20 protein-coding genes are annotated in these 22,305 nt (G+C 58.3%); 18 read left to right on the top strand and 2 right to left on the bottom strand.

Annotated elements, in window-relative coordinates:
- The first annotated feature begins 52 nt into the window (after positions 1-52).
- The 11 genes from pyrH (at position 53) to lpxB (ending at position 11,133) form a co-directional block, all read left to right on the top strand.
- A complete protein-coding gene (gene pyrH / locus FHX08_RS08440; protein WP_132651396.1) occupies positions 53-775 on the top strand; it encodes a UMP kinase in 723 nt (240 codons plus the stop codon).
- A 51-nt stretch (positions 776-826) separates the two neighbouring features.
- Positions 827-1,387, top strand: coding sequence for a ribosome recycling factor (frr, locus tag FHX08_RS08435; RefSeq protein ID WP_132651397.1), 561 nt, complete (start codon positions 827-829; stop codon positions 1,385-1,387).
- A gap of 37 nt (positions 1,388-1,424) precedes the next feature.
- Positions 1,425-2,168 (top strand): isoprenyl transferase, encoded by a 744-nt coding sequence (locus FHX08_RS08430; protein WP_132651398.1) that lies wholly within the window; start codon positions 1,425-1,427, stop codon positions 2,166-2,168.
- Positions 2,168-2,998, top strand: a complete 831-nt coding sequence (locus tag FHX08_RS08425; RefSeq protein WP_132651399.1) for a phosphatidate cytidylyltransferase — start codon at positions 2,168-2,170, stop codon at positions 2,996-2,998. The genes FHX08_RS08430 and FHX08_RS08425 overlap by 1 nt, the downstream gene beginning before the upstream one ends.
- Before the next feature lie 29 nt (positions 2,999-3,027).
- A complete protein-coding gene (rseP, locus tag FHX08_RS08420) occupies positions 3,028-4,161 on the top strand; it encodes an RIP metalloprotease RseP (RefSeq protein ID WP_132651400.1) in 1,134 nt (377 codons plus the stop codon).
- 197 nt (positions 4,162-4,358) lie between these two features.
- Positions 4,359-6,695, top strand: a complete 2,337-nt coding sequence (gene bamA, locus FHX08_RS08415; protein WP_132651984.1) for an outer membrane protein assembly factor BamA — start codon at positions 4,359-4,361, stop codon at positions 6,693-6,695.
- Positions 6,696-6,745: 50 nt separating this feature from the next.
- Positions 6,746-7,807, top strand: coding sequence for a UDP-3-O-(3-hydroxymyristoyl)glucosamine N-acyltransferase (gene lpxD, locus FHX08_RS08410; RefSeq protein WP_132651401.1), 1,062 nt, complete (start codon positions 6,746-6,748; stop codon positions 7,805-7,807).
- On the top strand, positions 7,800-8,267 hold the full coding sequence (fabZ, locus tag FHX08_RS08405; RefSeq protein ID WP_132651402.1) for a 3-hydroxyacyl-ACP dehydratase FabZ: 468 nt from the start codon (positions 7,800-7,802) through the stop codon (positions 8,265-8,267). Before lpxD ends, fabZ begins: the two co-directional genes overlap by 8 nt.
- Positions 8,264-9,082 carry an acyl-ACP--UDP-N-acetylglucosamine O-acyltransferase gene (lpxA, locus tag FHX08_RS08400; protein WP_165911826.1) on the top strand — a complete coding sequence of 273 codons (819 nt, stop codon included), beginning with the start codon at positions 8,264-8,266 and terminating at the stop codon, positions 9,080-9,082. Before fabZ ends, lpxA begins: the two co-directional genes overlap by 4 nt.
- Positions 9,083-9,085: 3 nt before the next feature.
- Positions 9,086-9,967 (top strand): LpxI family protein, encoded by an 882-nt coding sequence (locus FHX08_RS08395; protein WP_132651403.1) that lies wholly within the window; start codon positions 9,086-9,088, stop codon positions 9,965-9,967.
- Complete coding sequence (lpxB, locus tag FHX08_RS08390) at positions 9,964-11,133, top strand: lipid-A-disaccharide synthase (protein ID WP_132651404.1); 1,170 nt, start codon at positions 9,964-9,966, stop codon at positions 11,131-11,133. The genes FHX08_RS08395 and lpxB overlap by 4 nt, the downstream gene beginning before the upstream one ends.
- A 35-nt stretch (positions 11,134-11,168) precedes the next feature.
- Here the strand turns inward: lpxB and gltA are convergent, their stop codons facing one another.
- Positions 11,169-12,458: a citrate synthase gene (gene gltA / locus FHX08_RS08385; protein ID WP_132651405.1), complete on the bottom strand. Its 1,290-nt coding sequence runs from the start codon at positions 12,456-12,458 to the stop codon at positions 11,169-11,171.
- A gap of 292 nt (positions 12,459-12,750) precedes the next feature.
- Between gltA and FHX08_RS08380 the strand changes: the two genes are divergently transcribed.
- Positions 12,751-15,177, top strand: coding sequence for a ComEC/Rec2 family competence protein (locus tag FHX08_RS08380; RefSeq protein ID WP_132651406.1), 2,427 nt, complete (start codon positions 12,751-12,753; stop codon positions 15,175-15,177).
- Here FHX08_RS08380 and lexA read toward each other — a convergent pair.
- Complete coding sequence (lexA, locus tag FHX08_RS08375) at positions 15,158-15,883, bottom strand: transcriptional repressor LexA (protein ID WP_132651407.1); 726 nt, start codon at positions 15,881-15,883, stop codon at positions 15,158-15,160. The two genes, FHX08_RS08380 and lexA, sit on opposite strands and share 20 nt — an antisense overlap.
- 196 nt (positions 15,884-16,079) lie before the next feature.
- Between lexA and FHX08_RS08370 the strand changes: the two genes are divergently transcribed.
- The 6 genes from FHX08_RS08370 (at position 16,080) to FHX08_RS08345 (ending at position 22,297) form a co-directional block, all read left to right on the top strand.
- The gene (locus FHX08_RS08370; protein WP_132651408.1) at positions 16,080-16,967 is read left to right on the top strand and encodes a VOC family protein; all 888 of its coding nucleotides are present in this window, start codon (positions 16,080-16,082) and stop codon (positions 16,965-16,967) included.
- The gene (kdsA, locus tag FHX08_RS08365) at positions 16,964-17,809 is read left to right on the top strand and encodes a 3-deoxy-8-phosphooctulonate synthase (protein ID WP_132651409.1); all 846 of its coding nucleotides are present in this window, start codon (positions 16,964-16,966) and stop codon (positions 17,807-17,809) included. Before FHX08_RS08370 ends, kdsA begins: the two co-directional genes overlap by 4 nt.
- A gap of 141 nt (positions 17,810-17,950) precedes the next feature.
- A complete protein-coding gene (eno, locus tag FHX08_RS08360) occupies positions 17,951-19,225 on the top strand; it encodes a phosphopyruvate hydratase (protein WP_132651410.1) in 1,275 nt (424 codons plus the stop codon).
- Between the two features lie 145 nt (positions 19,226-19,370).
- Positions 19,371-19,691, top strand: coding sequence for an FtsB family cell division protein (locus FHX08_RS08355; RefSeq protein ID WP_132651411.1), 321 nt, complete (start codon positions 19,371-19,373; stop codon positions 19,689-19,691).
- Between the two features lie 146 nt (positions 19,692-19,837).
- The gene (gene pdhA, locus FHX08_RS08350) at positions 19,838-20,884 is read left to right on the top strand and encodes a pyruvate dehydrogenase (acetyl-transferring) E1 component subunit alpha (RefSeq protein ID WP_132651412.1); all 1,047 of its coding nucleotides are present in this window, start codon (positions 19,838-19,840) and stop codon (positions 20,882-20,884) included.
- A gap of 15 nt (positions 20,885-20,899) precedes the next feature.
- Positions 20,900-22,297 carry a pyruvate dehydrogenase complex E1 component subunit beta gene (locus tag FHX08_RS08345; RefSeq protein ID WP_132651413.1) on the top strand — a complete coding sequence of 466 codons (1,398 nt, stop codon included), beginning with the start codon at positions 20,900-20,902 and terminating at the stop codon, positions 22,295-22,297.
- The last annotated feature ends 8 nt before the right edge of the window (positions 22,298-22,305 follow it).

Below are 22,305 nucleotides of genomic sequence, written 5' to 3'. Positions count from 1 at the left end.
ACGCGATGCCCTTCGTGTATCGGGCATTTGCGGCAATTTACGAGGAGCCAACATGACGTCGGAACCAATCTATAAACGTGTTCTACTCAAGGCTTCCGGGGAAGCCATGATGGGTGCCCAGGGTTTCGGGATCGATGTTGCGGTGGCAGACCGTATTGCGTCTGACATTGCCGATGCAAGGCAGATGGGCGTCGAAGTCGGCGTGGTTATCGGCGGCGGTAACATCTTTCGCGGCGTGGCCGTTGCATCCAAGGGCGGCGATCGCGTCACTGGCGATCACATGGGCATGCTCGGCACCGTCATCAACGCGCTGGCGCTGGCAACATCGCTGCGCAAGCTGAACATTGACACGGTGGTTCTGTCGGCAATCTCCATGCCGGAAATTTGCGAAAGCTTCTCGCAGCGCGCCACGCTCTATCACCTGTCGCTTGGCCGGGTGGTGATCTTCGCAGGCGGCACTGGCAATCCCTTCTTCACAACTGATTCTGCTGCGGCACTTCGCGCCGCCGAAATGGGCGCTGAGGCGATCTTCAAGGGCACGCAGGTGGATGGCATTTATACCGCCGACCCGAAGAAGGATCCGACTGCGACTCGTTTCGACCACTTGAGCCATAAGGAAGTTCTGGACAGGGGCCTTGCCGTGATGGATGTCGCAGCCGTTGCGCTGGCGCGAGAAAATTCCATTCCGATCATTGTTTTCTCGATCCACGAGAAGGGGCGTTTTGGTGAAATCTTGACGGGCGGTGGTCTCAAGACCATCGTATCCGACAACTGATAGGGGGCTGTGCCGCTGCAGGCGCAAATCCTCTGAGACGGGAGCATAGACATGAGTGAAGGTATCGACGTCAAGGAACTGAAGCGCCGCATGGACGGTGCCGTTTCCGCGTTCAAGAGCGACATTGCATCGCTGCGCACTGGCCGAGCTTCGGCAAATATTCTCGATCCGGTGACGATCGAAGCCTATGGTTCGCGCATGCCGCTGAATCAGGTTGCCAATATTACCGTGCCCGAGCCGCGCATGCTGACGGTATCCGTCTGGGACAAGAGCATGGTCGGCGCCGTAGACCGAGCGATCCGCGAATCGAATCTCGGCCTGAATCCGATCGTCGACGGCCAGAACCTTCGCATTCCGCTGCCGGAGCTCAACGAGGAGCGCCGCAAGTCGCTCGTTAAGGTGGCGCACGACTATGCTGAAAAGAGCAAGGTTGCGATTCGCCATGTTCGTCGCGACGGCATGGACGGCCTTAAGAAAGCCGAAAAGGATGGCGTAATCGGTCAGGACGAAAGCCGGGCACAGTCGGACCGCGTCCAGAAAATGACGGATGAGACGATTTTGGAAATCGACCGCTTGCTTGGCGAGAAAGAAAAGGAAATCATGCAAGTCTAGTATACTTGCGTCCCCGCCAAGAAAGACCGGACGGAAAATGTCGGAAACCTCATTTTTGACTGCGCCAGAACATGTTGCGATCATTATGGATGGCAACGGTCGTTGGGCAAAGCAGCGCGGCCTGCCGCGGACGATGGGACACCGCAGGGCGGTCGAGACCGTTCGCCAGACCGTACGCACGGCCGGCGATCTTGGCATCAAGTATCTGACGCTTTTTGCCTTTTCGTCAGAGAACTGGCGTCGTCCGGAGGCCGAGGTCAGTGATCTTCTCGGCCTGCTGAAGGCCTTCATCCGCAGCGATCTCGCCGAACTGCATCGGCAGAATGTGCGCATCAAGGTGATCGGCGACCGTGTCAACCTGCGCAGCGACATCCTCAAGCTTCTGCTCGAAGCCGAGGAGACGACCAAGGCCAATACGGCGCTGACACTCGTCATCGCCTTCAACTACGGCTCCCGCGACGAGATCGCCCGCGCCATGGTGAGTCTCGCCAATGATGTGGAGGCGGGGCGTCTCAGATCGCAGGATATTACGCCGGCGCTGATCAACGCCCGGCTCGATACGGCCGGCATCCCCGATCCCGATCTCATCATCCGCACCAGCGGCGAGGAGCGGCTCTCAAATTTCCTGCTGTGGCAGGCTGCCTATTCGGAATTCGTTTTTCTGCCAGAATATTGGCCGGATTTCAGCCGGGAGCTCTTCCTTTCGGCGCTTGAGAAATTCGCCTCGCGTGATCGCCGTTTCGGCGGGCTGTCCGCGCAGGCTGCCGCAGTGAACACCTGATGAAGCAGGAACTGAAGCTCCGCATCGTTTCAGGCCTGATTCTCGCGATCATCGTTCTTGCCGCCACCTGGTATGGCGGCTTCGTTTTTCGCATCCTGGCGGCAGTGATCGCGCTTCTGATCTATTACGAATGGTCGACGATCACAGGCATCGCGCGCGACCCGGCCACAAACGTGCTCGGCTGGGCGGGTGAGGTGCTGGTCGCCCTGCTCGTTCTGGCCGGCGTGTTCGAATATGCGTTGGGGATGCTGATTGCTCTGACCGCGGTCGGCATCGCCATGATCTTCCTGCACCGTGCCAGCCGGTGGTTCGCGCCGGGGCTTTTATATGCCGGCGGCACCGGGCTGGCGCTTGCCGCAATCCGCGGTGATGATATCGTTGGCCTCTATGCGATGCTCTTCATCTTCGCCGTGGTCTGGGCGACCGATATTCTCGCCTATTTTGTCGGGCGCGCGGTTGGCGGGCCAAAGCTTGCTCCGCGCATATCGCCCGGCAAGACCTGGTCGGGGGCGGTGGGTGGCGCCATTTCGGCCGTAATTGCCGGAGCCATCCTCGTCCATTTCCTGATTCCGCAAGCCTTGGATCGCGCCGCGGTGATCGCGCTCATTCTGTCCGCTTTCAGTCAGTCGGGCGATCTCTTCGAAAGCTTCATCAAGCGAAAATTCGGCGTGAAGGACTCCAGCCGTCTCATTCCGGGGCATGGTGGCGTCATGGACCGTGTCGATGGACTGATTTTCGCCTGTTTTTCAGCGTTCTTGCTTGCTGGCCTTTTTTCGCTGATAAAGGGGAGTGGAGCGACGTCGCTCGGTGCGGCATTGTTCGGCCTTTGATCATTACGGCCAGATAGAAGAAGGAACTCATGGAAGCGGTGACCGGCATATTCGGTTTTTTGACGGGTTACATCGTCCCCTTCGTCATTGTGCTGTCACTGCTCGTCTTCGTGCATGAGATGGGCCACTATCTCGTCGGGCGCTGGAGCGGCATCCGTATCCTCGCCTTCTCGGTCGGCTTCGGCCCGGAGATTGCCGGTTTCACCGATCGCCACGGAACGCGCTGGAAGATCTCAGCCATTCCGCTCGGCGGCTACGTGCGTTTTTTCGGCGACGAGGATGCCTCCAGCAAGCCGGATACGGACAGGCTCGCCGCGATGACGGACGAGGAGCGCGAGCGTTCCTTCGCCGGCGCAAAGCTGTGGAAACGTGCCGCAACCGTCGCAGCCGGTCCGATTGCCAATTTTATCCTCGCCATTGCCATCTTCACGGTCCTTTTCGCGATCTATGGCCGCACGGTGTCAGATCCTGTCGTCGCCGAAGTGAAGCCGGATAGTGCCGCGGCGGCAGCCGGCGTACTTCCGGGCGACCTCCTCGTCTCGATCGACGGTACCAAGGTTCAGACCTTCGACGATGTGCGTCGTTATGTCAGCATCCGTCCGAACCAGAACATCGTCGTGACTGTCGAGCGCAACGGCGAAAAGATGGATTTGCCGATGGTGCCGCAGCGCACCGATATCACCGACCAGTTCGGCAACAAGATCGAGGTCGGCCTGATCGGAATCGTCACGAACGAAGAGGTGGGGCACTTCCGTCTACAGACCTTCACGCCGCTTGAAGCGCTGCATGAGGGTGTGACTCAGACCTGGCACATCGTGACCGGCACCTTCAAATATATCGGCAATCTGCTCACTGGATCGATGAAAGCCGATCAATTGGGTGGTCCGATCCGCGTGGCGCAAGCTTCGGGCCAGATGGCTACGCTTGGAATAGGCGCGTTACTGCAGCTTGCAGCGGTTTTGTCGGTTTCGATTGGATTGCTGAATTTGATGCCGGTTCCGGTACTTGATGGCGGCCACCTGATGTTCTATGCGGTGGAAGCGGTCAGGGGAAGGCCGCTTGGTTCTTCGGCTCAGGAAATTGCGTTTCGCATTGGCCTGGCCATGGTGCTTACATTAATGGTTTTTGCGACCTGGAATGACATTAGCGCGCTCATCGGCTAGCGCGTAAGAGTGAGAGAAAATTACTGTTTATTTACGATGTTTCAAAGCTGTAGTGGCGAATGGGTCACGCTTCGAAATGAAGTAAACAGAAATTAACTGGCTCCCTTGCTTGTATGTCAAAAGCGGGTAAAACGACACACGTGGCCGGAATCGGGGCTCCCCGAGACCGGAGACGAGGGAAAAAGGTAATGGGTGAAATGAAGGCTGGTTCAAGGTTTTTGAACGCAGTATCGGCGATTGCGCTGTCTGCTGGTGTTGTTGTTTCTGGCGCAGGTGCTCTGACTTTCGTTTCGGCTACGGCTGCGGAAGCTGCTGTCATTCAGCGGATTGACGTCCATGGTGCAAATCGCGTCGGTGCCGAAGCTGTTCGGTCGAACCTTACCATTACCCCCGGCAAGAGCTTCTCCAATACCGATATCGATGACTCGGTGAAGCAGCTTTACGGCACCGGTTATTTCTCCGACGTCAAGATTTCGGTTTCCGGTAGCACGCTCGTCGTCAACGTTCAGGAAGCGCAGCTCGTTAATCAGGTGGTCTTCAACGGCAACCGCAAGGTCAAGGACGACAAGCTGGCAGCTGTCGTCAAGACGCATGCCGCCGGTCCTTATAGCGATGCGCAGATCCAGTCCGACATCGCCGCCATCAAGGAAGCCTATGCCGCGACCGGCCGCAGTGAAGTCGAAGTGACGACGCAGGTCGTTCCGCTCGGTGAAGGCCGCGTCAATCTTGCTTTCGTCATCAATGAAGGCGACCGCACCAAGATTGATGCTATCAATTTCGTCGGCAATCATGCCTACAGTGCCGGCCGTCTTGCCGCCGTCATCCAGACCAAGCGTTCGAACTTCCTCTCGTTCCTTACCCGCAAGGACGTTTATAACGAGGACAAGCTGCACGCTGACGAAGACGCGCTGCGCCAGTTCTATTACAATCGCGGTTATGCCGACATGCGCATCGTCTCTTCCGATGCCGCTTTCGACGAAGCGACGAACAAGTACACGCTGACCTTTAATATTGAGGAAGGCCCGCGTTACGATTTTGGCGCGGTCAGCGTCCAGTCGACTGTTGAAGGTGTCGATGCCCAGCAGCTGCAGTCGCTCGTCAAGACTCGCGAAGGTCAGGTCTACAGCGCCAAGGAAGTCCAGAAGTCCATCGAGGCGATTTCGGATCAGGTTGCTTCGGCCGGTTATCCCTTCGCGCGCGTCACGCCACGCGGCAACCGCGACCTGAATAACAATACGATCGGTGTCGAATATCTCGTCGATCAGGGCGAGCGCGCCTATGTCGAACGTATCGAAATCCGCGGCAACAGCCGCACGCGCGACTACGTTATCCGCCGCGAGTTCGATCTCAGCGAAGGCGATGCCTTCAACCAGCAGATGATCACCCGCGCAAAGCGCCGCCTCGAAGCGCTCGGCTACTTCTCCTCGGTCAATATCTCGACCCAGCCCGGCAGTTCGCCTGACCGTGTCGTCATCGTTGTCGATGTGCAGGATCAGTCGACCGGCTCGTTCGGTATTGGTGCCGGTTATGCAGCGGGCGGCGACGGTCTGCTTCTCGAAGCTTCGATCGAAGAAAAGAACTTCCTCGGCCGCGGCCAGTATATCCGTGTTTCCGCCGGTGGTGGTGAGGAAGGTTCCCGTGCTTACGGTATTAACTTCACCGAGCCCTACTTCCTCGGTTATCGCCTCGCCGCCGGTTTCGACGTCAATCACAGTGAAACGTCGAGCAACGACAACTACGACTATCAGGAAACCAGCGTGGTCCTGCGCGTAACGGCGCCGATCACGGAAGATCTGGCGACGACGTTCCGCTATAACTACAAACAGATGAAGTATGATTCCAGCGGCGATCTGAGCGATCTGTCCGCTACGTATCAAAACTTGGTCGAGGACAGCCCGTGGACTCGTTCGTCGGTGTCTCAGACGCTGACTTACAACACACTGGATGACACCGTCTTGCCGCGTGAGGGTATCTACGCTACCGCGACGCAGGAAATTGCCGGCCTTGGCGGCGACTCCCAATATTACAAGATTTATGGTAAAGCCCGTTATTACCATCTGCTCGCTGACGACGCCGACATTATCGGTTCGCTCTCCGCATCGGCGGGTTACGTCGTGGGCTTCGGCGATCACCTGAATGTCTTTGACCAGTTTACGCTGACCAATTCCGATATCCGCGGCTTCGAGAACAAGGGCATCGGCCCACGCATCACCAACCCGGACGATCCGCTGGGCGGTACGACTTACTTCACGGCGTCTGCTGAAGCGACGTTCCCGATGCCGGGCTTCCCGCGCGACTTCAACCTGCGCGGCGCCGTCTTCGCGGATGCCGGCACGCTGTTCGGCAACGATGTCGAGCTTCTTGGTTCGGATACTGCAGAGGGTACGGACGCGCAGCTGCGTGCTTCTGTCGGTCTTGGCCTGATCTGGCAGTCGCCCTTCGGTGCTCTGCGTGTCGATTACGCCATCCCGGTCGTGAAGGAAGACTTCGACAAGACCCAGCGCTTCAAGTTTGGCATTAACAATCAATTCTGATATCGGCAGTCCGGAACTGTAAATTTCAATTCCGTTCTGGAGTTTTGCCGATGGAGCAAAATAGTTTTTTTCTGCCCCATGAAGGTGTGAAGCTTGTTGAGCTAGCACAATTTCTTGGGGCAGAGCTTGGCAATTCCTCACATGGCGATGTCATCATCCGCTCTGTCTCTCCGATAGCGAGAGCGCGGAAGGGCGATATCTGTTATATCCTCTCTCGTCGCAACCGTGACGAGTTGTTGAGTTGTGAAGCTTCGGCCGTGATCTGCGACAAGGCACTGGCGGAGTTGGTGCCATCGCATATCCCTGTGCTGATTTCCTCCAATCCGCATGCGGCCTTCGCGATGGCCGGCGGGTATCTTTATCCCGCCGCTCTGAAGCCGGTGACCTTTTCGTCCGGGGAGACGGAAATTGCACCCAGTGCCATCGTCGATCCGACCGCGCGACTTGAGAAGGGCGTGATTGTCGAGCCGATGGCGATTATCGGCCCCGGTGCTGAGATCGGGGAAGGCACGCGTATCGGCGCTCAGTCGATCATCGGCCCCAATGTCAAGATCGGCCGCAATGGATCGATTGCAACGGGTGTAAGCATCCTCTGCGCACTCATCGGCAATGGTGTGATCATCCATAACGGCGTTCGGATTGGCCAGGACGGGTTCGGCTATGCGCCGGGTCCGCGTGGCATGATCAAGATCGTGCAGATCGGTCGCGTGATCATTCAGGACAATGTCGAGATCGGCGCCAATACGACAATCGATCGCGGTGCTATGGACGACACCGTCATTGGCGAGGGGACCAAGATCGACAATCAGGTTCAGGTCGGACACAACGTGCGCATCGGCCGTCATTGCGCCATCGTTTCACAGGTCGGTCTTGCTGGTAGCACGATTGTCGGCGATGGCGTGCAGATCGGTGGTCAGGTCGGCCTGAAGGGCCATATCACCATTGGCGACGGCGTGCAGATCGCTGCAAAAAGTGGTGTGATGACAGACCTTGCTGCGGGTGGCCGCTATGGCGGAATACCTGCACGTCCTCTAAATGAATATTTGAAAGAAGTCGCCCAGCTCATGGCAAAATCCGGAGCGCGCGGAAAAAAGGGGAGCAAGAATGACTGAGGAAACAGCCAGCACGCTTTCTTCGGCGGACATCATGGAGATCATGAAGCTGCTGCCGCATCGCTATCCGTTTCTGATGGTCGACAAGATCATTGACATCGACGGCGACAACGCCGCTGTGGGTATCAAAAATGTGACAGTCAACGAGCCGCATTTCACCGGCCACTTCCCGGAAGCGCCGATTATGCCGGGTGTTCTGCTGGTCGAAGGCATGGCACAAACTGCGGGTGCGATTTGTGCCAAGAAGGAAGGTCAGACCGGCAATCTCGTTTACTTCATGACGATCGACAACGCCCGCTTTCGTAAGCCGGTCGTGCCGGGCGACCGCGTTGAATTTCACGTTCAGAAAATCAAACAACGCGGTAATATCTGGAAATTCCATTGCGACGCAAAGGTCGATGGCGCGCTTGTCGCCGAGGCTGATATTGGCGCGATGATCGTACGTAAGGACAACGCATGAGCATGATTGCCGAAAGCGCCAGAATTCACCCGATGGCCGTGGTCGAGGACGGCGCGACGATCGGTGAAGGCGTGGTCATCGGCCCGTTCTGCCATGTTGGTCCCAAGGTTACGCTTCACGACAATGTCGAACTGATCAGCCACGTGGTTGTTCTCGGCGTGACGACCGTCGGCGCCGGCACGCGGATATTTCCTTCGGCTGTGATCGGCGGCGACTCGCAGAGCGCTCGCCATAGCCACGTCGATACGACGTTGATCATCGGGCGTAACTGCACCATCCGCGAAGGCGTTACGATGAATACCGGCACCGTTGAACATGGTGGCTCTACCATTGTCGGCGACAACAGCCTGTTCCTTGCCTATTCGCATGTCGCGCATGATTGCCGGGTCGGCAACCATGTCATCATGTCGAATAACGTCATGCTGGCTGGCCACGTGACCATTGGCGACCACGCGATCATCAGCGGTGGCGCGGCCGTGCATCAGTTTACCCGCGTCGGCAAATACGCTTTCGTCGGTGGCCTTTCCGCCGTCAGTTACGATGTCATCCCCTATGGCATGCTGAACGGCAACCCTGGTATCCTCGGCGGTCTCAACGTTGTCGGAATGACGCGTGCCGGCATTGATCGGGCTGTCATTCATACGGTTCGCCGCGCCTATAAGGCGATCTTTGAGGGTGCCGGTTCGATCCGCGAGAATGCTGCCCAGATTCGCGATGAGTATGCCGATTGCGAGCAGGTGATCGAGATCCTTGATTTCATCGCCGCCGAAAGCGATCGCGCGCTGTCTTCGCCGAGCCGGGGGCAGAAGGGCTGATCTGTGGCTTCCGCTGGCGACTCCGCTGAAGGCCGGCTGGCGATCATTGCCGGGGGTGGTCTTCTCCCGTCCTATGTCGCCGAGGCTGCACGTTCAGCTGGCGAAAACCCTGTCATCGTCGTTCTGAAGGACGAAGGCGATCGTCGCTGGGATGGCTTTGACCACGCCACGATCGGTATTGGTGATTTCGCCGCCCTGGACGGGCTTTTCAAGAAATATCGCATAGACCGCGTCGTCATGTCGGGCAGCGTGCGCCGCCGGCCCGAATGGCGTGAGGTACGGCCGACGCTGCGCATACTGGCCAAAGTACCAGCAGCCATCCGCACGCTGCTTTCCGGAGGCGACGATACCGTTCTGCAGATGGTGATCAAGCTGATAGAGGGACGAGGTTTGCGCGTCGTCGGTGCCCATGAGATTGCACCGGATTTGCTGGCAGCTGCAGGTCCCCTTGGCGCTGTTTCGCCGAACGAAGAGGATCGTCGTGATATAGAACGCGCAGCCAATGCGGCGGAGGTGCTTGGTGGTCTGGATATTGGCCAGGGCGCGGTCTCGATAGGCGGACGCATCGTCGCAGTCGAGGGCGTCGAGGGCACAGACGGCATGCTTGACCGCGTAGCGATGCTCAGAGCAGCAGGCCGTATTTCGCCACGCCGGCGCGGCGTGCTGGTCAAGCTTTGCAAGCCGCAGCAGGATATCCGAGCTGATTTGCCGGCGATCGGTGTGTCCACCGTGCTCAATGCCAAAGCCGCAGGGCTTGCAGGCGTGGCAATCGAAGCCGGTCGGTCGTTGGTGCTCGATCGCGACGCTCTCATCAAGGCGGCGGACGAGAACGCTCTTTTTGTCTGCGGTATCGACAAGGGCTTACCGGGATGGGGACTTCAATGAATGACAGACCGCTGAAGATTGCCGTCATTGCCGGCGAAGTCTCCGGCGATCTCTTAGGCGCTGATCTCATTGCCGGGCTCAAGAGAATCCGCCCCGGATCGATAGAGCTGGTTGGTGTCGGCGGCGAGGGTCTGCAAAGTCAAGGATTGAAATCGCTCTTCGATTTTTCCGAGCTTTCTATCATGGGCATCACGCAGGTGCTGGCAAAGCTGCCGAAGCTCTGGTCGCTCATTCGCCAGACGACGGCCGCGATCATTGCGGCGAAGCCGGATATCCTCCTCATCATCGACAGCCCCGATTTTACCCATCGGGTTGCAAGGCGCGTGCGCACGGCACTGCCTGACTTGCCCGTCGTCAACTATGTCTGTCCGAGTGTCTGGGCATGGAAGGAATATCGGGCCCAGCGCATGCTCGCTTATGTCGATCATGTGCTGGCGGTGCTCCCGTTTGAGCCAGCAGCAATGCAGCGCCTCAATGGACCGGCGACCACTTATGTCGGACATCGCCTGATTGCTGATCCAGCCCTTCTGGAGACGCGTCGCCTGCGTGACGGTCGGCAGCCCGGCAACGGCACGATCCTGCTTCTTCCCGGCTCGCGTTCCTCTGAAATCAAGAAGCTTCTGCCCTATTTCGAGGTTGCAGCCCAGGAACTCGTCGCCCGCAATGGCCCGATGCGGTTCATTCTGCCGACCGTGGCGCACAAGGAAGCCCTTGTGCGAGAAATAACGGCGGGATGGACGGTCAAGCCTGACATCGTCGTCGGTGCCGAGGCGAAGTGGAAAGCTTTCGCAGAAGCCGATGCGGCCATGGCGGCATCCGGCACCGTTATCCTCGAACTGGCGCTTGCCGATGTACCCGTCGTTTCTGCCTACAAGGTGGACTGGATCATGCGCATGCTGACATCGGGCATCAAGACCTGGACTGGCGCGCTGCCGAACCTGATTGCCGACTACGCGGTCGTGCCGGAATATCTGAACGATATTGTTCGCGGCGCAAGCCTTGCGCGTTGGATGGAACGACTGTCGGCCGACACCTACCAGCTCAAAGCGATGAAGGAAGGCTACGAGCTCATCTGGCAGCGCATGCAGACTGAGAGGCCGCCTGGCGAACACGCGGCGCAGATCCTCCTCGATGTTCTAGCCAACAAAAAACCCGGCCATTTCTGAACTGACCGGGTTTTCTTTTTGCTTTGTCGCAGCGCCTAGCGCTTGGAAACCGGCACGTAATCGCGCTTCGGTTCGCCGATATAGAGCTGGCGCGGACGGCCGATACGCTGTTCCGGATCTTCGATCATTTCGTTCCACTGTGCGATCCAGCCGACGGTGCGGGCCAGAGCAAAGAGTACGGTGAACATGGTCGTGGGGAAGCCAAGGGCCTTCAGGGTGATGCCGGAGTAGAAGTCGATATTCGGATAGAGCTTCTTCTCGATGAAATATTCATCGGTCAGAGCGATGCGCTCCAGTTCCATTGCGACTTCGAGAAGCGGATCGTCCTTGATGCCGAGTTCGCCGAGAACTTCATGCGTCGTCTTCTGCATGATCTTGGCGCGCGGATCGTAGTTCTTATAGACGCGATGACCGAAGCCCATCAGGCGGAAGGGATCATTCTTGTCCTTAGCGCGGGCGATATATTCCGGAATGCGGTCAACCGAGCCAATTTCCGTCAGCATGTTGAGGGCTGCTTCATTGGCGCCGCCGTGAGCCGGGCCCCAGAGGCAGGCAATACCTGCGGCAATGCAGGCGAACGGGTTTGCACCCGACGAACCAGCGAGACGGACCGTCGAGGTCGACGCGTTCTGCTCATGGTCGGCATGCAGGATGAAGATGCGGTCCATGGCCCGCGCAAGCACCGGATTGACGACATATTCTTCGCAAGGGACGGCAAAGCACATGCGCAGGAAGTTAGATGCGTAATCCAGATCGTTCTTCGGATAAACGAAGGGCTGGCCGATATGGTATTTATAGGCCATAGCGGCAAGCGTCGGCATCTTGGCGATCATGCGCAGGCTGGCAACCATGCGCTGGTGCGGATCGGTGATGTCTGTCGAGTCATGATAGAATGCCGAGAGCGCGCCGACACAGCCACACATGACAGCCATCGGATGCGCGTCGCGGCGGAAGCCGGTGAAGAAGCGGCTCATCTGTTCGTGCACCATCGTGTGGTGCGTGACCCGGTAGTCAAAGTCCTTCTTCTGAGCGGCCGTCGGCAGTTCGCCGTAGAGCAGCAGATAGCAGACTTCCAGGAAGTCGCCGTGCTCGGCAAGTTGCTCGATCGGATAGCCACGATGCAGCAGAACGCCCTCGTCACCGTCGATATAGGTGATCTTCGATTCACAGGATGCGGTCGACGTAAAACCCGGGTCGTACGTGAAGGAGGCTGTGTTCTTGTAGAGTGCACCGATGTCGATGACGTCGGGCCCGACCGTGCCTTTTCGAACGGCGAGGTCGACTGATTTGTCACCGATTTTGATTGTAGCGCTTTGATCCGTCATGCTGATCCTCCGGGGTGGCGGTTGGCGCCGCAAAAGCGCCATAAGGGTTAAGCGTCCTAACCGATAGCTATATGATCGGGAAGCTAATGCCAAGTTACCCTGATGCCATTTTGTGCATCGCGGCATCATCTTTTAGGCACTGCAGCGATGATCTGCATGCATATCAGAACACTATGATTTGGCTGGTTTTTTTGCTCCAGCAGAATTTTCCTCCTATTTCAATCGATTATTGTTTGCGCGTTTTCATCCCAGGTTGCATTCTGCTGGTATCCGGGGGCGGGTCCAGACGATTATGACGGGGTTCGAGACAAGAGAACGGCAGGCCCAGTCCATCGATGAAAAGATGGATTTTGTTGCTGTCGGTCCGCGCGCCATTGTCACGCAACCGGCGCGGACGCAGGCATCAGTCCCGTTTCGATGGCGATTGTCAGCCGCTGCGAAACGATGCGTCGAGTCGTCGATGCGGATGGTGTCGGAAGAGGCGGGGCATGGCCGCCTTGTCCTGTTCTCGCCGGTCTTTCTCGGGGCAGGTGCCGCAACCTGGTTTTTGATGGCTGCGGATTTTCCGGCCACGTCGGCTTTGCTCTGCCTGCTTGTTCTCGTCATTGCTGTTACGCTCTGCGGATATGAGCGCCCAAAGCTACAGGCGACGCTGATGGCCGTCCTTCTCTTTGTTGGAGGAATGCTTTCGGCACAGATCGAAACTTGGCGGGCTCGGACAGTCATCCTCGATTCCGCGGTGACGACGACCGTCACTGGCCGTGTCGAACGCCGCGAAGGTGATGGGCCGGGGCGCTGGCGTTATATTCTTGGCGTCAGCCGAACGGATGCCCCTGAGGTCAAGCGTCCGCCTGAACGCATTTCGGTGCTCGTACGCGGTGCCAAAGAGGCTTTCGAGCTCGGCGCCGTTATCGAGGGCCGGGCACGCCTGACGCCTCCGGCGGGACCAGCCCTCCCGCAGCTATATGACTTTGCCTTCGGCGCCTACTACGATGGGATAGGTGCCAACGGCTTTTTCTACGGTGCGCCGAAGGAGGTTGCATCGCAACCGGTGCAAGAGGGATCGGTTGGTGAGGTCGTCCTTGAATGGCTCTTTCGTCTCAGAAGTGGCATTGGCGATCGCATCCGTTCCGTCCTGCCCGGCGATACCGGCGCCTTTGCTGCCTCTCTTGTTACCGATGAGCGACGCGCAATCTCCGATGAAACGACCGAGGCGCTGCGGCAATCGGGGCTTGCCCATATCGTTGCAATTTCCGGCCTCAACATGGCGTTGTCGGCCGGAATCTTCTATGTCGGTCTGCGCGTCATTCTCAGCCTGTTTGCGAGCGTTGCCCAGGCCTGGCCGACGAAGAAGATCGCCGCAGCCGGTGCGCTTGCCGCAGTGACGGCCTATTATCTGATCTCTGGCTTTGCCGTATCCGCCGAACGCGCCTTCATCATGATGGCGATCATGCTGATTGCCGTCTTTTTTGATCGGCCGTCGATCAGCCTCAGAAACGTAGCCCTATCCGCTCTCGTAATTCTTGCAGTCTCGCCATCTGAAGTGCTCGGGCCAAGCTTCCAGATGTCCTTTGCCGCAACGCTTGCCCTGGTTGCCGGCTACGATCTCTGGAAAGGGCGGCCAATGCGAGAGAATGCCCTCGCCAAATTGCCGATCATGAAACCTCTTTTCATGATCGGGGGCTTTTTTGGCGGCATCTTTCTGACCTCGCTGATTGGCGGCTTCTCGACCGCACTATTCTCGATCGAACATTTCCATCGGCTGAGCACTTACGGATTACCCGCAAACCTTGCGGCCATGCCAGTCATTTCCTTCATTGTCATGCCGTCCGGCATGATGGCGATGCTGCTGATGCCCTTCGGCCTCGACGGTCCGCTTTGGCAGATCACGGGATTCGGTCTCGATCTTGTGATCAAGATCGCAAAGACGGTATCGGATTGGGGCGGCAACATAGATGTAGGCCGTTTGCCCGGCTGGTACTTCCCGACGGCAGTCTTCGGCTTCCTGCTGTTGACGCTGCTCAAAAGCCGGCTGCGGCACGCCGGAACGGCGATCGTCGCGGCCTCAACGCTAACTGTTGCGCTGCTGCCGGGAAACTCTGCACCTGATGTCGCCATCGCCGAAGACGGCGGTTTGGTCGCTGTCGTTGATGGTGAGGCGATGGCTTCGAACCGCGAAAAACCGCCTTCCTTCATCTTTCAGCAATGGCAGCGGGCACTTGCGATCGAGGAGCACCAGAAGCCGATCATGATCACGGATGCCAACGCGCCCGCTGCGCCGGAAGGCAAAAGATTGAAGTTCTCGCCAGATCAGCTGGATGAATCCAGAGAGGTGATGATACAGGCTGTGGCCACCGGCCCGCCGTTGCGCTTCACCTGCCTGAAGGGTGCCTGGTGTACAGTCTCGCTCAAGAATGGGAAGCAACTAACGGTCATCAATAACGCAGCCTATCTCGGACCTGCCTGCGATACGGCGGATATCGTCGTCACGCCTGTTCACCTGCGGTTTGACCGCTGCCGCTCCGGCGCAATGCTTTTCACCGGCGAGACGCTGCGCAAAACGGGTTCAGTTGAACTTCGTTTCACTGATAAGGGGCTGCAGGTAGCAACCGCATTCGATACCTTACTGCGACCCTGGATGCGCCACCGCGCCTATGATTGGCGCAGCGATACATTTGCTGACGACAGACCGTCACCGATCAGTGATAGCGGCGAATAAGCCCAACGAGTTTGCCCTGTACCTTGACGCGATCCGGCGGGAAGATGCGTGTCTCGTAGGCAGGGTTTGCAGCTTCGAGTGCAATCGATGCGCCCTTGCGGCGGAAGCGCTTGAGCGTCGCTTCCTCGTCATCGACGAGTGCCACGACGATATCGCCTGGATTGGCTGTGCTGCCGTTGCGGATGATGACCGTGTCGCCATCGAAGATGCCGGCTTCGATCATCGAGTCGCCGCGAACTTCGAGCGCATAATGTTCGCCCGAGCCCAGCATGTCGGAGGAAACGGTAATGTCGTGTGTGTTGTTCTGGATTGCCGAGATCGGCACGCCGGCAGCGATCCGACCCATGACCGGCACGGAGACGGCATTGCCATTGTCGGCAACAGGTGCCGGCTTTGCCGGAGCGGGAGGCGCAACATGCTGCGGCTTGCCAAGGCTGCCTTCTATGACGCTTGGCGAAAAGCCGCGCCGCGGCTGCAGGCTCGGGTTATAGGCTTCCGGCAATTTGATGACTTCGAGCGCACGCGCCCGGTTCGGAAGCCGGCGAATGAAGCCGCGTTCTTCGAGCGCGGTGATCAGCCGGTGAATGCCGGATTTCGATGCCAGATCCAGGGCATCCTTCATCTCGTCGAAAGATGGCGGAACGCCGGATTCCTTCATCCTTTCATGAATGAAAAGAAGAAGTTCCTGTTGTTTGCGCGTGAGCATGGCGTATACCCCAGTATTGAAACAAATCCAGAACAGACACTATATGTTCCATATGTGTTCCGCAAGTGGCTAAATTTTCGTAAAACTTCTGTTCATTCTGCTGAGAATTTTATTTTTATCGCCGGAAAAGCCATCCGGCCTTGCTTCGGAACGCCTGTCGAAGCACATCATCCTGACGATGGCAGGAGAGCAGCTGATGACCCAAGACACGTATCCGATCGATCATCTCGTTTTGCCGGTTACCGACATTGCGCTCGCACGCGAAAGGCTGGGCAAACTGGGCTTCACCGTCGCGCCGGATGCACGTCATCCCTTCGGCACGGAAAATGCCTGCGTTTTCTTCGCGGACAAAACCTACCTCGAGCCGTTGGGCGTTGCGAGTGTCGAAGAGAGCGAGAGGACGGCGCGGAGAGGCAACGTCTTCACCGCCCGCAACCAGGCTTTTCGCTTCCGGTGCGGCAGCGAGGGACTGTCTGCCATCGCCTTCAGTACAAGGGATGCCAAGCACGATCATGCTCGATTCGTTAAGGGCGGCGTCAGTGCCGGATCCGTGTTGCAGTTCGAGCGCCCCGTAAAAATGCCTGATGATGCCGAAAGCGTTGCTGGCTTCCGGCTTGCCTTCGCCGGCGATCTCAGGGCGCCGGATTTCTTCCTCTTCGCCGTTGAACGCATCAACCCGCTGCCAGCCGACCGGGGTGCGCTGGAGGCGCATGCCAACGGCGTGACCGGCATTGCCGAAATTGTGCTTGGGGCGCCGGAGCCTACGGCCTTCAGCGAATTCGTTACTGCGACGGTAAAAGCCACCTCTGTCGAGGAAACGAGTTTTGGGCTCGACGTGTCCACCGATAACGCAAAGATCAGTCTGATGACCCCGGAGGGGTTGGAGGCCTATTTCGATTTGGTCACGCCGGATACGGATCGCGGCCTGCGTGGCCGGGCGATCCTCTTTGCTGTCGGCGATCGGACAGTGACAGAAGCGCATTTGGCTGCTAACGGGGTGACCTATACACGCAAGGGCAACCGTATTCTGGTGGAGCCCGCGCCCGGCCAGGGCGTGCTCTTCGCTTTCGAGGAAACATCATGAGCACCAATACCAATTCCGTGGTGACGGTCGGCGAGGGTGCCGGCAAGGTCACCTTCTCCAACACCGGCCGCCTGTCGCTGATCGCTGGTGCCTGCGAACTGGAAAGCCGCGATCACGCGTTCATGGTTGCCGGGACCCTGAAGGAGCTTTGCGCCAAGCTCGGCATCGGCCTCGTCTACAAGACCTCTTTCGACAAGGCGAACCGCTCGTCCCTGTCGAGCAAGCGCGGCGTCGGCCTTGAGAAAGGGCTGGAAATCTTTGCCGATCTGAAGAAGGAACTCGGCATTCCGGTTCTGACTGACATCCATAATGAAGAACAATGCGTCGAAGTGGCCAAGGTCGTCGATATTCTGCAGATACCCGCCTTCCTGTCCCGCCAGACGGATCTTTTGGTGGCCGCCGCCAAGACCGGCCGCGTTATCAATGTCAAGAAGGGCCAGTTTCTGGCGCCCTGGGATATGAAGAACGTCCTTGGCAAGCTGAACCAGAGCGGCAATCCCAACATCCTGCTCTGCGAACGCGGCGCGTCCTTCGGCTATAATACGCTGGTCTCCGACATGCGTTCCCTGCCGATCATGGCAGCAACGAGTGCGCCGGTCATCTTCGACGCCACGCACTCGGTCCAGCAGCCGGGCGGGCAGGGGGAAACGTCCGGGGGAGAGCGGCAATTCGTGGAAACGCTGGCACGTGCGGCCGTGGCTGTCGGCGTCGCCGGCGTCTTCATCGAAACCCATCAGGATCCCGACAATGCGCCCTGCGACGGCCCCAACATGGTCTACCTCAGGGACATGCCGCGGCTTCTGGAAAAGCTCCTGGCCTTCGACGCGGTTGCCAAGCGCTGACAGTCAAAAGCCTGACATGATCGTGCTATAGCGACGATCAGAGATGCAGGTCGAACGTGTCGCAAACCGCCATTGTAATTTGCGCACCTTCGATTAAGACGGTTTCAAACGATTTATCCACCCACCGAGCAGGAAAAAACCATGACTGCAATTACCGATATCATCGCCCGCGAGATTCTCGATAGCCGTGGTAACCCCACCGTCGAGGTCGATGTCTATCTCGAAGACGGTAGCATGGGCCGTGCAGCTGTTCCCTCGGGTGCGTCGACGGGGGCGCATGAAGCCGTCGAAGTGCGCGATGGCGGCAAGCGCTATCTCGGCAAGGGTGTCGAAAAGGCTGTGGAAGCCGCCAACACGGAAATCTTCGATGCGATCGGCGGTATCGACGCTGAAAACCAGATCCAGATCGACAAGATCATGATCGAACTCGACGGCACGCCGAACAAGTCGCGCCTTGGCGCCAACGCCATCCTCGGCGTTTCGCTCGCCGTCGCCAAGGCTGCCGCGCAGGCTGCCGGCCTGCCGCTCTATCGTTACGTTGGCGGCGCTTCCGCAAGCGTCTTGCCGGTTCCGATGATGAACATCATCAACGGTGGTGCGCATGCCGACAACCCGATCGACTTCCAGGAATTCATGATTCTGCCGGTCGGCGCAGATTCGCTCCGCGAAGCTGTCCGCATGGGTTCGGAAGTTTTCCATACGCTCAAGAAGGAACTGGCTGCCCAGGGTCACAATACCAACGTCGGCGACGAAGGCGGTTTCGCGCCGGGCCTGAAGAGCGCTCCGGAGGCTCTCGACTTCATCATGAAGTCGGTCGAGAAAGCCGGCTACAAGCCGGGTGATGACATCTGCCTCGGCCTCGACTGCGCCTCGACGGAATTCTTCAAGGACGGCAAGTATGTGCTGGAAGGTGAAGGCCGCACGCTCGAATCCGGCGCCATGGCTGAATACCTTGCCGAACTCGTTGCCAAATATCCGATCATCTCCATCGAAGACGGTATGGCCGAAGACGATTGGGAAGGCTGGAAGACGTTGACCGATCTCGCCGGCAAGAATTGCCAGCTCGTCGGCGACGACCTCTTCGTCACCAACTCGGCGCGTCTGCGCGACGGTATCCGCATGGGCGTCGCAAACTCGATCCTCGTCAAGGTCAACCAGATCGGCTCGCTGACGGAAACGCTCGATGCGGTCAACACCGCGCACAAGGCTGCCTACACCGCCGTCATGTCGCATCGTTCGGGCGAAACCGAGGACTCCACGATCGCCGATCTCGCAGTTGCCACCAACTGCGGCCAGATCAAAACCGGCTCGCTGTCGCGCTCGGATCGTCTTGCCAAATACAACCAGCTTATCCGCATCGAAGAAGGTCTTGGTCCGCAGGCACAGTATGCCGGCCGTTCCATCATCCGCGGCTAATACGAACTGTTAAATCAGGGATTTGGAACCCGCGCTCCGGCGCGGGTTTTTTGTTGAGTCTGTGCCGGAGAGCTTCAGAGTCAACGAACGGTTAATCTCTGCGCGTTAAATTGAGATGATTGGTAATGCGTTAGAGCATGCGTGTATGTGGACAAAGCATCATAAGAAGAGAAAGACCGGTCGCTTCGTCATTCCGGCCATGACGGTCGCCTTCCTCTCCTATTTCGGCTATCATTGTATCCATGGTGACTATGGTCTGCGTGCGACGGAGGCGTTCGAGCGCCAGCGTATCGCGCGCGAGAAGGAATTGGCCGTGTTAAAGGCCAAACGCGAGCATCTGGAGGCGCAGGTGGCGTTGCTCAGTGACGGCTCGCTGGACAAGGATATGCTTGACGAAAAGGCCCGGTATCAGCTCAATATGTCGCGCGCGGACGAGATTGTCATTTACAATCATTACCGCAATTAACCGAATTCAAGTTAATTTAATATTTTTGTTTTTTATCAATAATTTACTGGTGAATATGAGCCATGCAATTATGGCATTGCTGTGGTCATTTTTCTTCCCTATGGTACGCGCCACCTGAGAACCGATAAATCCATAGGGAGGGTTGAATGGCGTTGCGCAAAACCGCGACCGTTTCCAGCCGCAAAACCAGTGCGAAATCTGCAGCCAAGGCGTCGAATGGCGGTCCCATCGCCGATTTCGATCGCGATGAGGAGCTGAAGGCCTATCGCGAGATGCTGCTCATCCGCCGTTTCGAAGAAAAGGCGGGCCAGCTGTACGGCATGGGTTTCATCGGTGGTTTCTGTCACCTTTATATCGGCCAGGAAGCTGTCGTCGTCGGCATGCAGATGGCGCAGAAGGAAGGCGATCAGGTCATCACGGCCTATCGCGACCACGGTCATATGCTGGCTACCGGCATGGAAGCCCGCGGCGTCATGGCAGAGCTGACCGGCCGTCGCAGCGGTTATTCGCGCGGCAAGGGCGGCTCGATGCACATGTTCTCCAAGGAGAAGCATTTCTACGGCGGTCACGGTATCGTTGGTGCGCAGGTGTCGCTCGGCACCGGTCTCGCCTTCGCCAACAAGTATCGTGGCAACAATTCAGTCGCTGTCGCCTATTTCGGTGACGGTGCGGCCAACCAGGGGCAGGTCTACGAGAGCTTCAACATGGCTGCTCTCTGGAAGCTGCCGATCGTCTATATCGTCGAAAACAACCGCTACGCCATGGGTACCTCGACGGCCCGTGCCACCGCGCAATCGAACTACTCGCTGCGCGGTTCCGGCTTCGGCATTCCCGGCGTTCAGGTCGACGGCATGGACGTTCGCGCCGTCAAGGCGGCTGCCGACGAAGCACTTGAGCATTGCCGCTCCGGTAAGGGCCCGATCATCCTGGAAATGCTGACCTATCGTTATCGCGGTCACTCCATGTCCGACCCGGCGAAATACCGTACGAAGGAAGAAGTGCAGAAGATGCGCTCCGAGCAGGATCCAATCGAGCAGGTGCGCGTGCGCGTCATGGAAAAGGGCTGGGCGACCGAAGACGATCTGAAGGCGATCGACAAGGAAGTCCGCGATATTGTCGCCGACAGCGCCGATTTCGCCCAGGCCGATCCAGAACCGGATGCATCCGAACTCTACACCGACATTCTGCTCTAATCGGGGAGGGAACCCATGCCTATCGATATCCTCATGCCCGCCCTCTCTCCGACGATGGAAGAAGGCACGCTGTCCAAGTGGCTCAAGAAGGAAGGTGACAAGGTCACATCAGGTGACGTGATTGCCGAAATCGAAACCGACAAGGCGACGATGGAAGTTGAAGCCGTCGATGAAGGCATCATCGGCAAGCTCCTGGTTCCGGCCGGTACCGAAAACGTAAAGGTCAATGCCAAGATCGCCGTCTTGCTGCAGGACGGCGAATCCGCCGACGCGATTTCCGCCGCGCCGGCTGCCGCTCAGCCGGCTCCGGCCGCTGCCCCACAGGTTGCCCAGGAAGAGAAGCCGACCAACACCGGTTCGGCCGCTGCTCCCGTCCCGGCTGAGCCCAAGGCATTCGTACCGAACGATCCGGAAATTCCGGCTGGCACCGAGATGGTCTCGACCACGGTTCGTGAGGCGCTTCGCGATGCCATGGCCGAAGAAATGCGCGCAGACGAAAGCGTTTTCGTCATGGGTGAAGAAGTCGCCGAATACCAGGGCGCCTATAAGGTGACCCAGGGCCTGCTGCAGGAATTCGGTGCACGCCGCGTCGTCGATACGCCTATCACCGAGCATGGTTTTGCCGGCGTCGGCGTCGGTGCGGCTATGGCCGGCCTGAAGCCGATCGTCGAATTCATGACCTTCAACTTCGCCATGCAGGCGATCGACCAGATCATCAACTCCGCTGCCAAAACGCTCTATATGTCCGGCGGCCAGATGGGTGCTCCGATCGTCTTCCGCGGTCCGAACGGCGCTGCTGCTCGCGTTGCGGCCCAGCACAGCCAGGATTACGCCGCATGGTACAGCCATGTCCCGGGTCTCAAGGTCGTCATGCCTTACACGGCATCCGACGCTAAGGGCCTTCTCAAGGCTGCTATCCGTGATCCGAACCCGGTCATCTTCCTCGAGAACGAAATTCTCTACGGCCAGCATTTCGATGTCCCGAAGCTCGACAATTTCGTCCTGCCTATCGGCAAGGCCCGCATCCACCGTCCGGGCAAAGATGTCACGGTCGTTTCCTTCGGCATCGGCATGACCTATGCGACGAAGGCGGTTGCCGAGCTCGAAAAGATCGGCATCGACGTCGAACTGATCGACCTTCGCACCATCCGCCCGATGGACCTTCCGACGGTCATCGAGTCGGTCAAGAAGACCGGCCGTCTGGTCACCGTCGAGGAAGGCTATCCGCAGTCGTCGGTCGGCACGGAAATCGCCACGCGGGTCATGCAGCAGGCCTTCGATTACCTCGATGCGCCGATCCTGACGATTGCCGGCAAGGATGTTCCGATGCCTTACGCCGCCAACCTCGAGAAGCTCGCGCTTCCGAATGTCGGCGAAGTGGTCGATGCGGTGAAAGCCGTTTGCTACAAATAAGGGGAGGG

This window comes from Rhizobium sp. BK529 (assembly GCF_014194105.1).
Taxonomy (GTDB): Bacteria; Pseudomonadota; Alphaproteobacteria; order Rhizobiales; family Rhizobiaceae; genus Rhizobium.
This window is presented reverse-complemented; position numbering and strand designations above follow the sequence as displayed.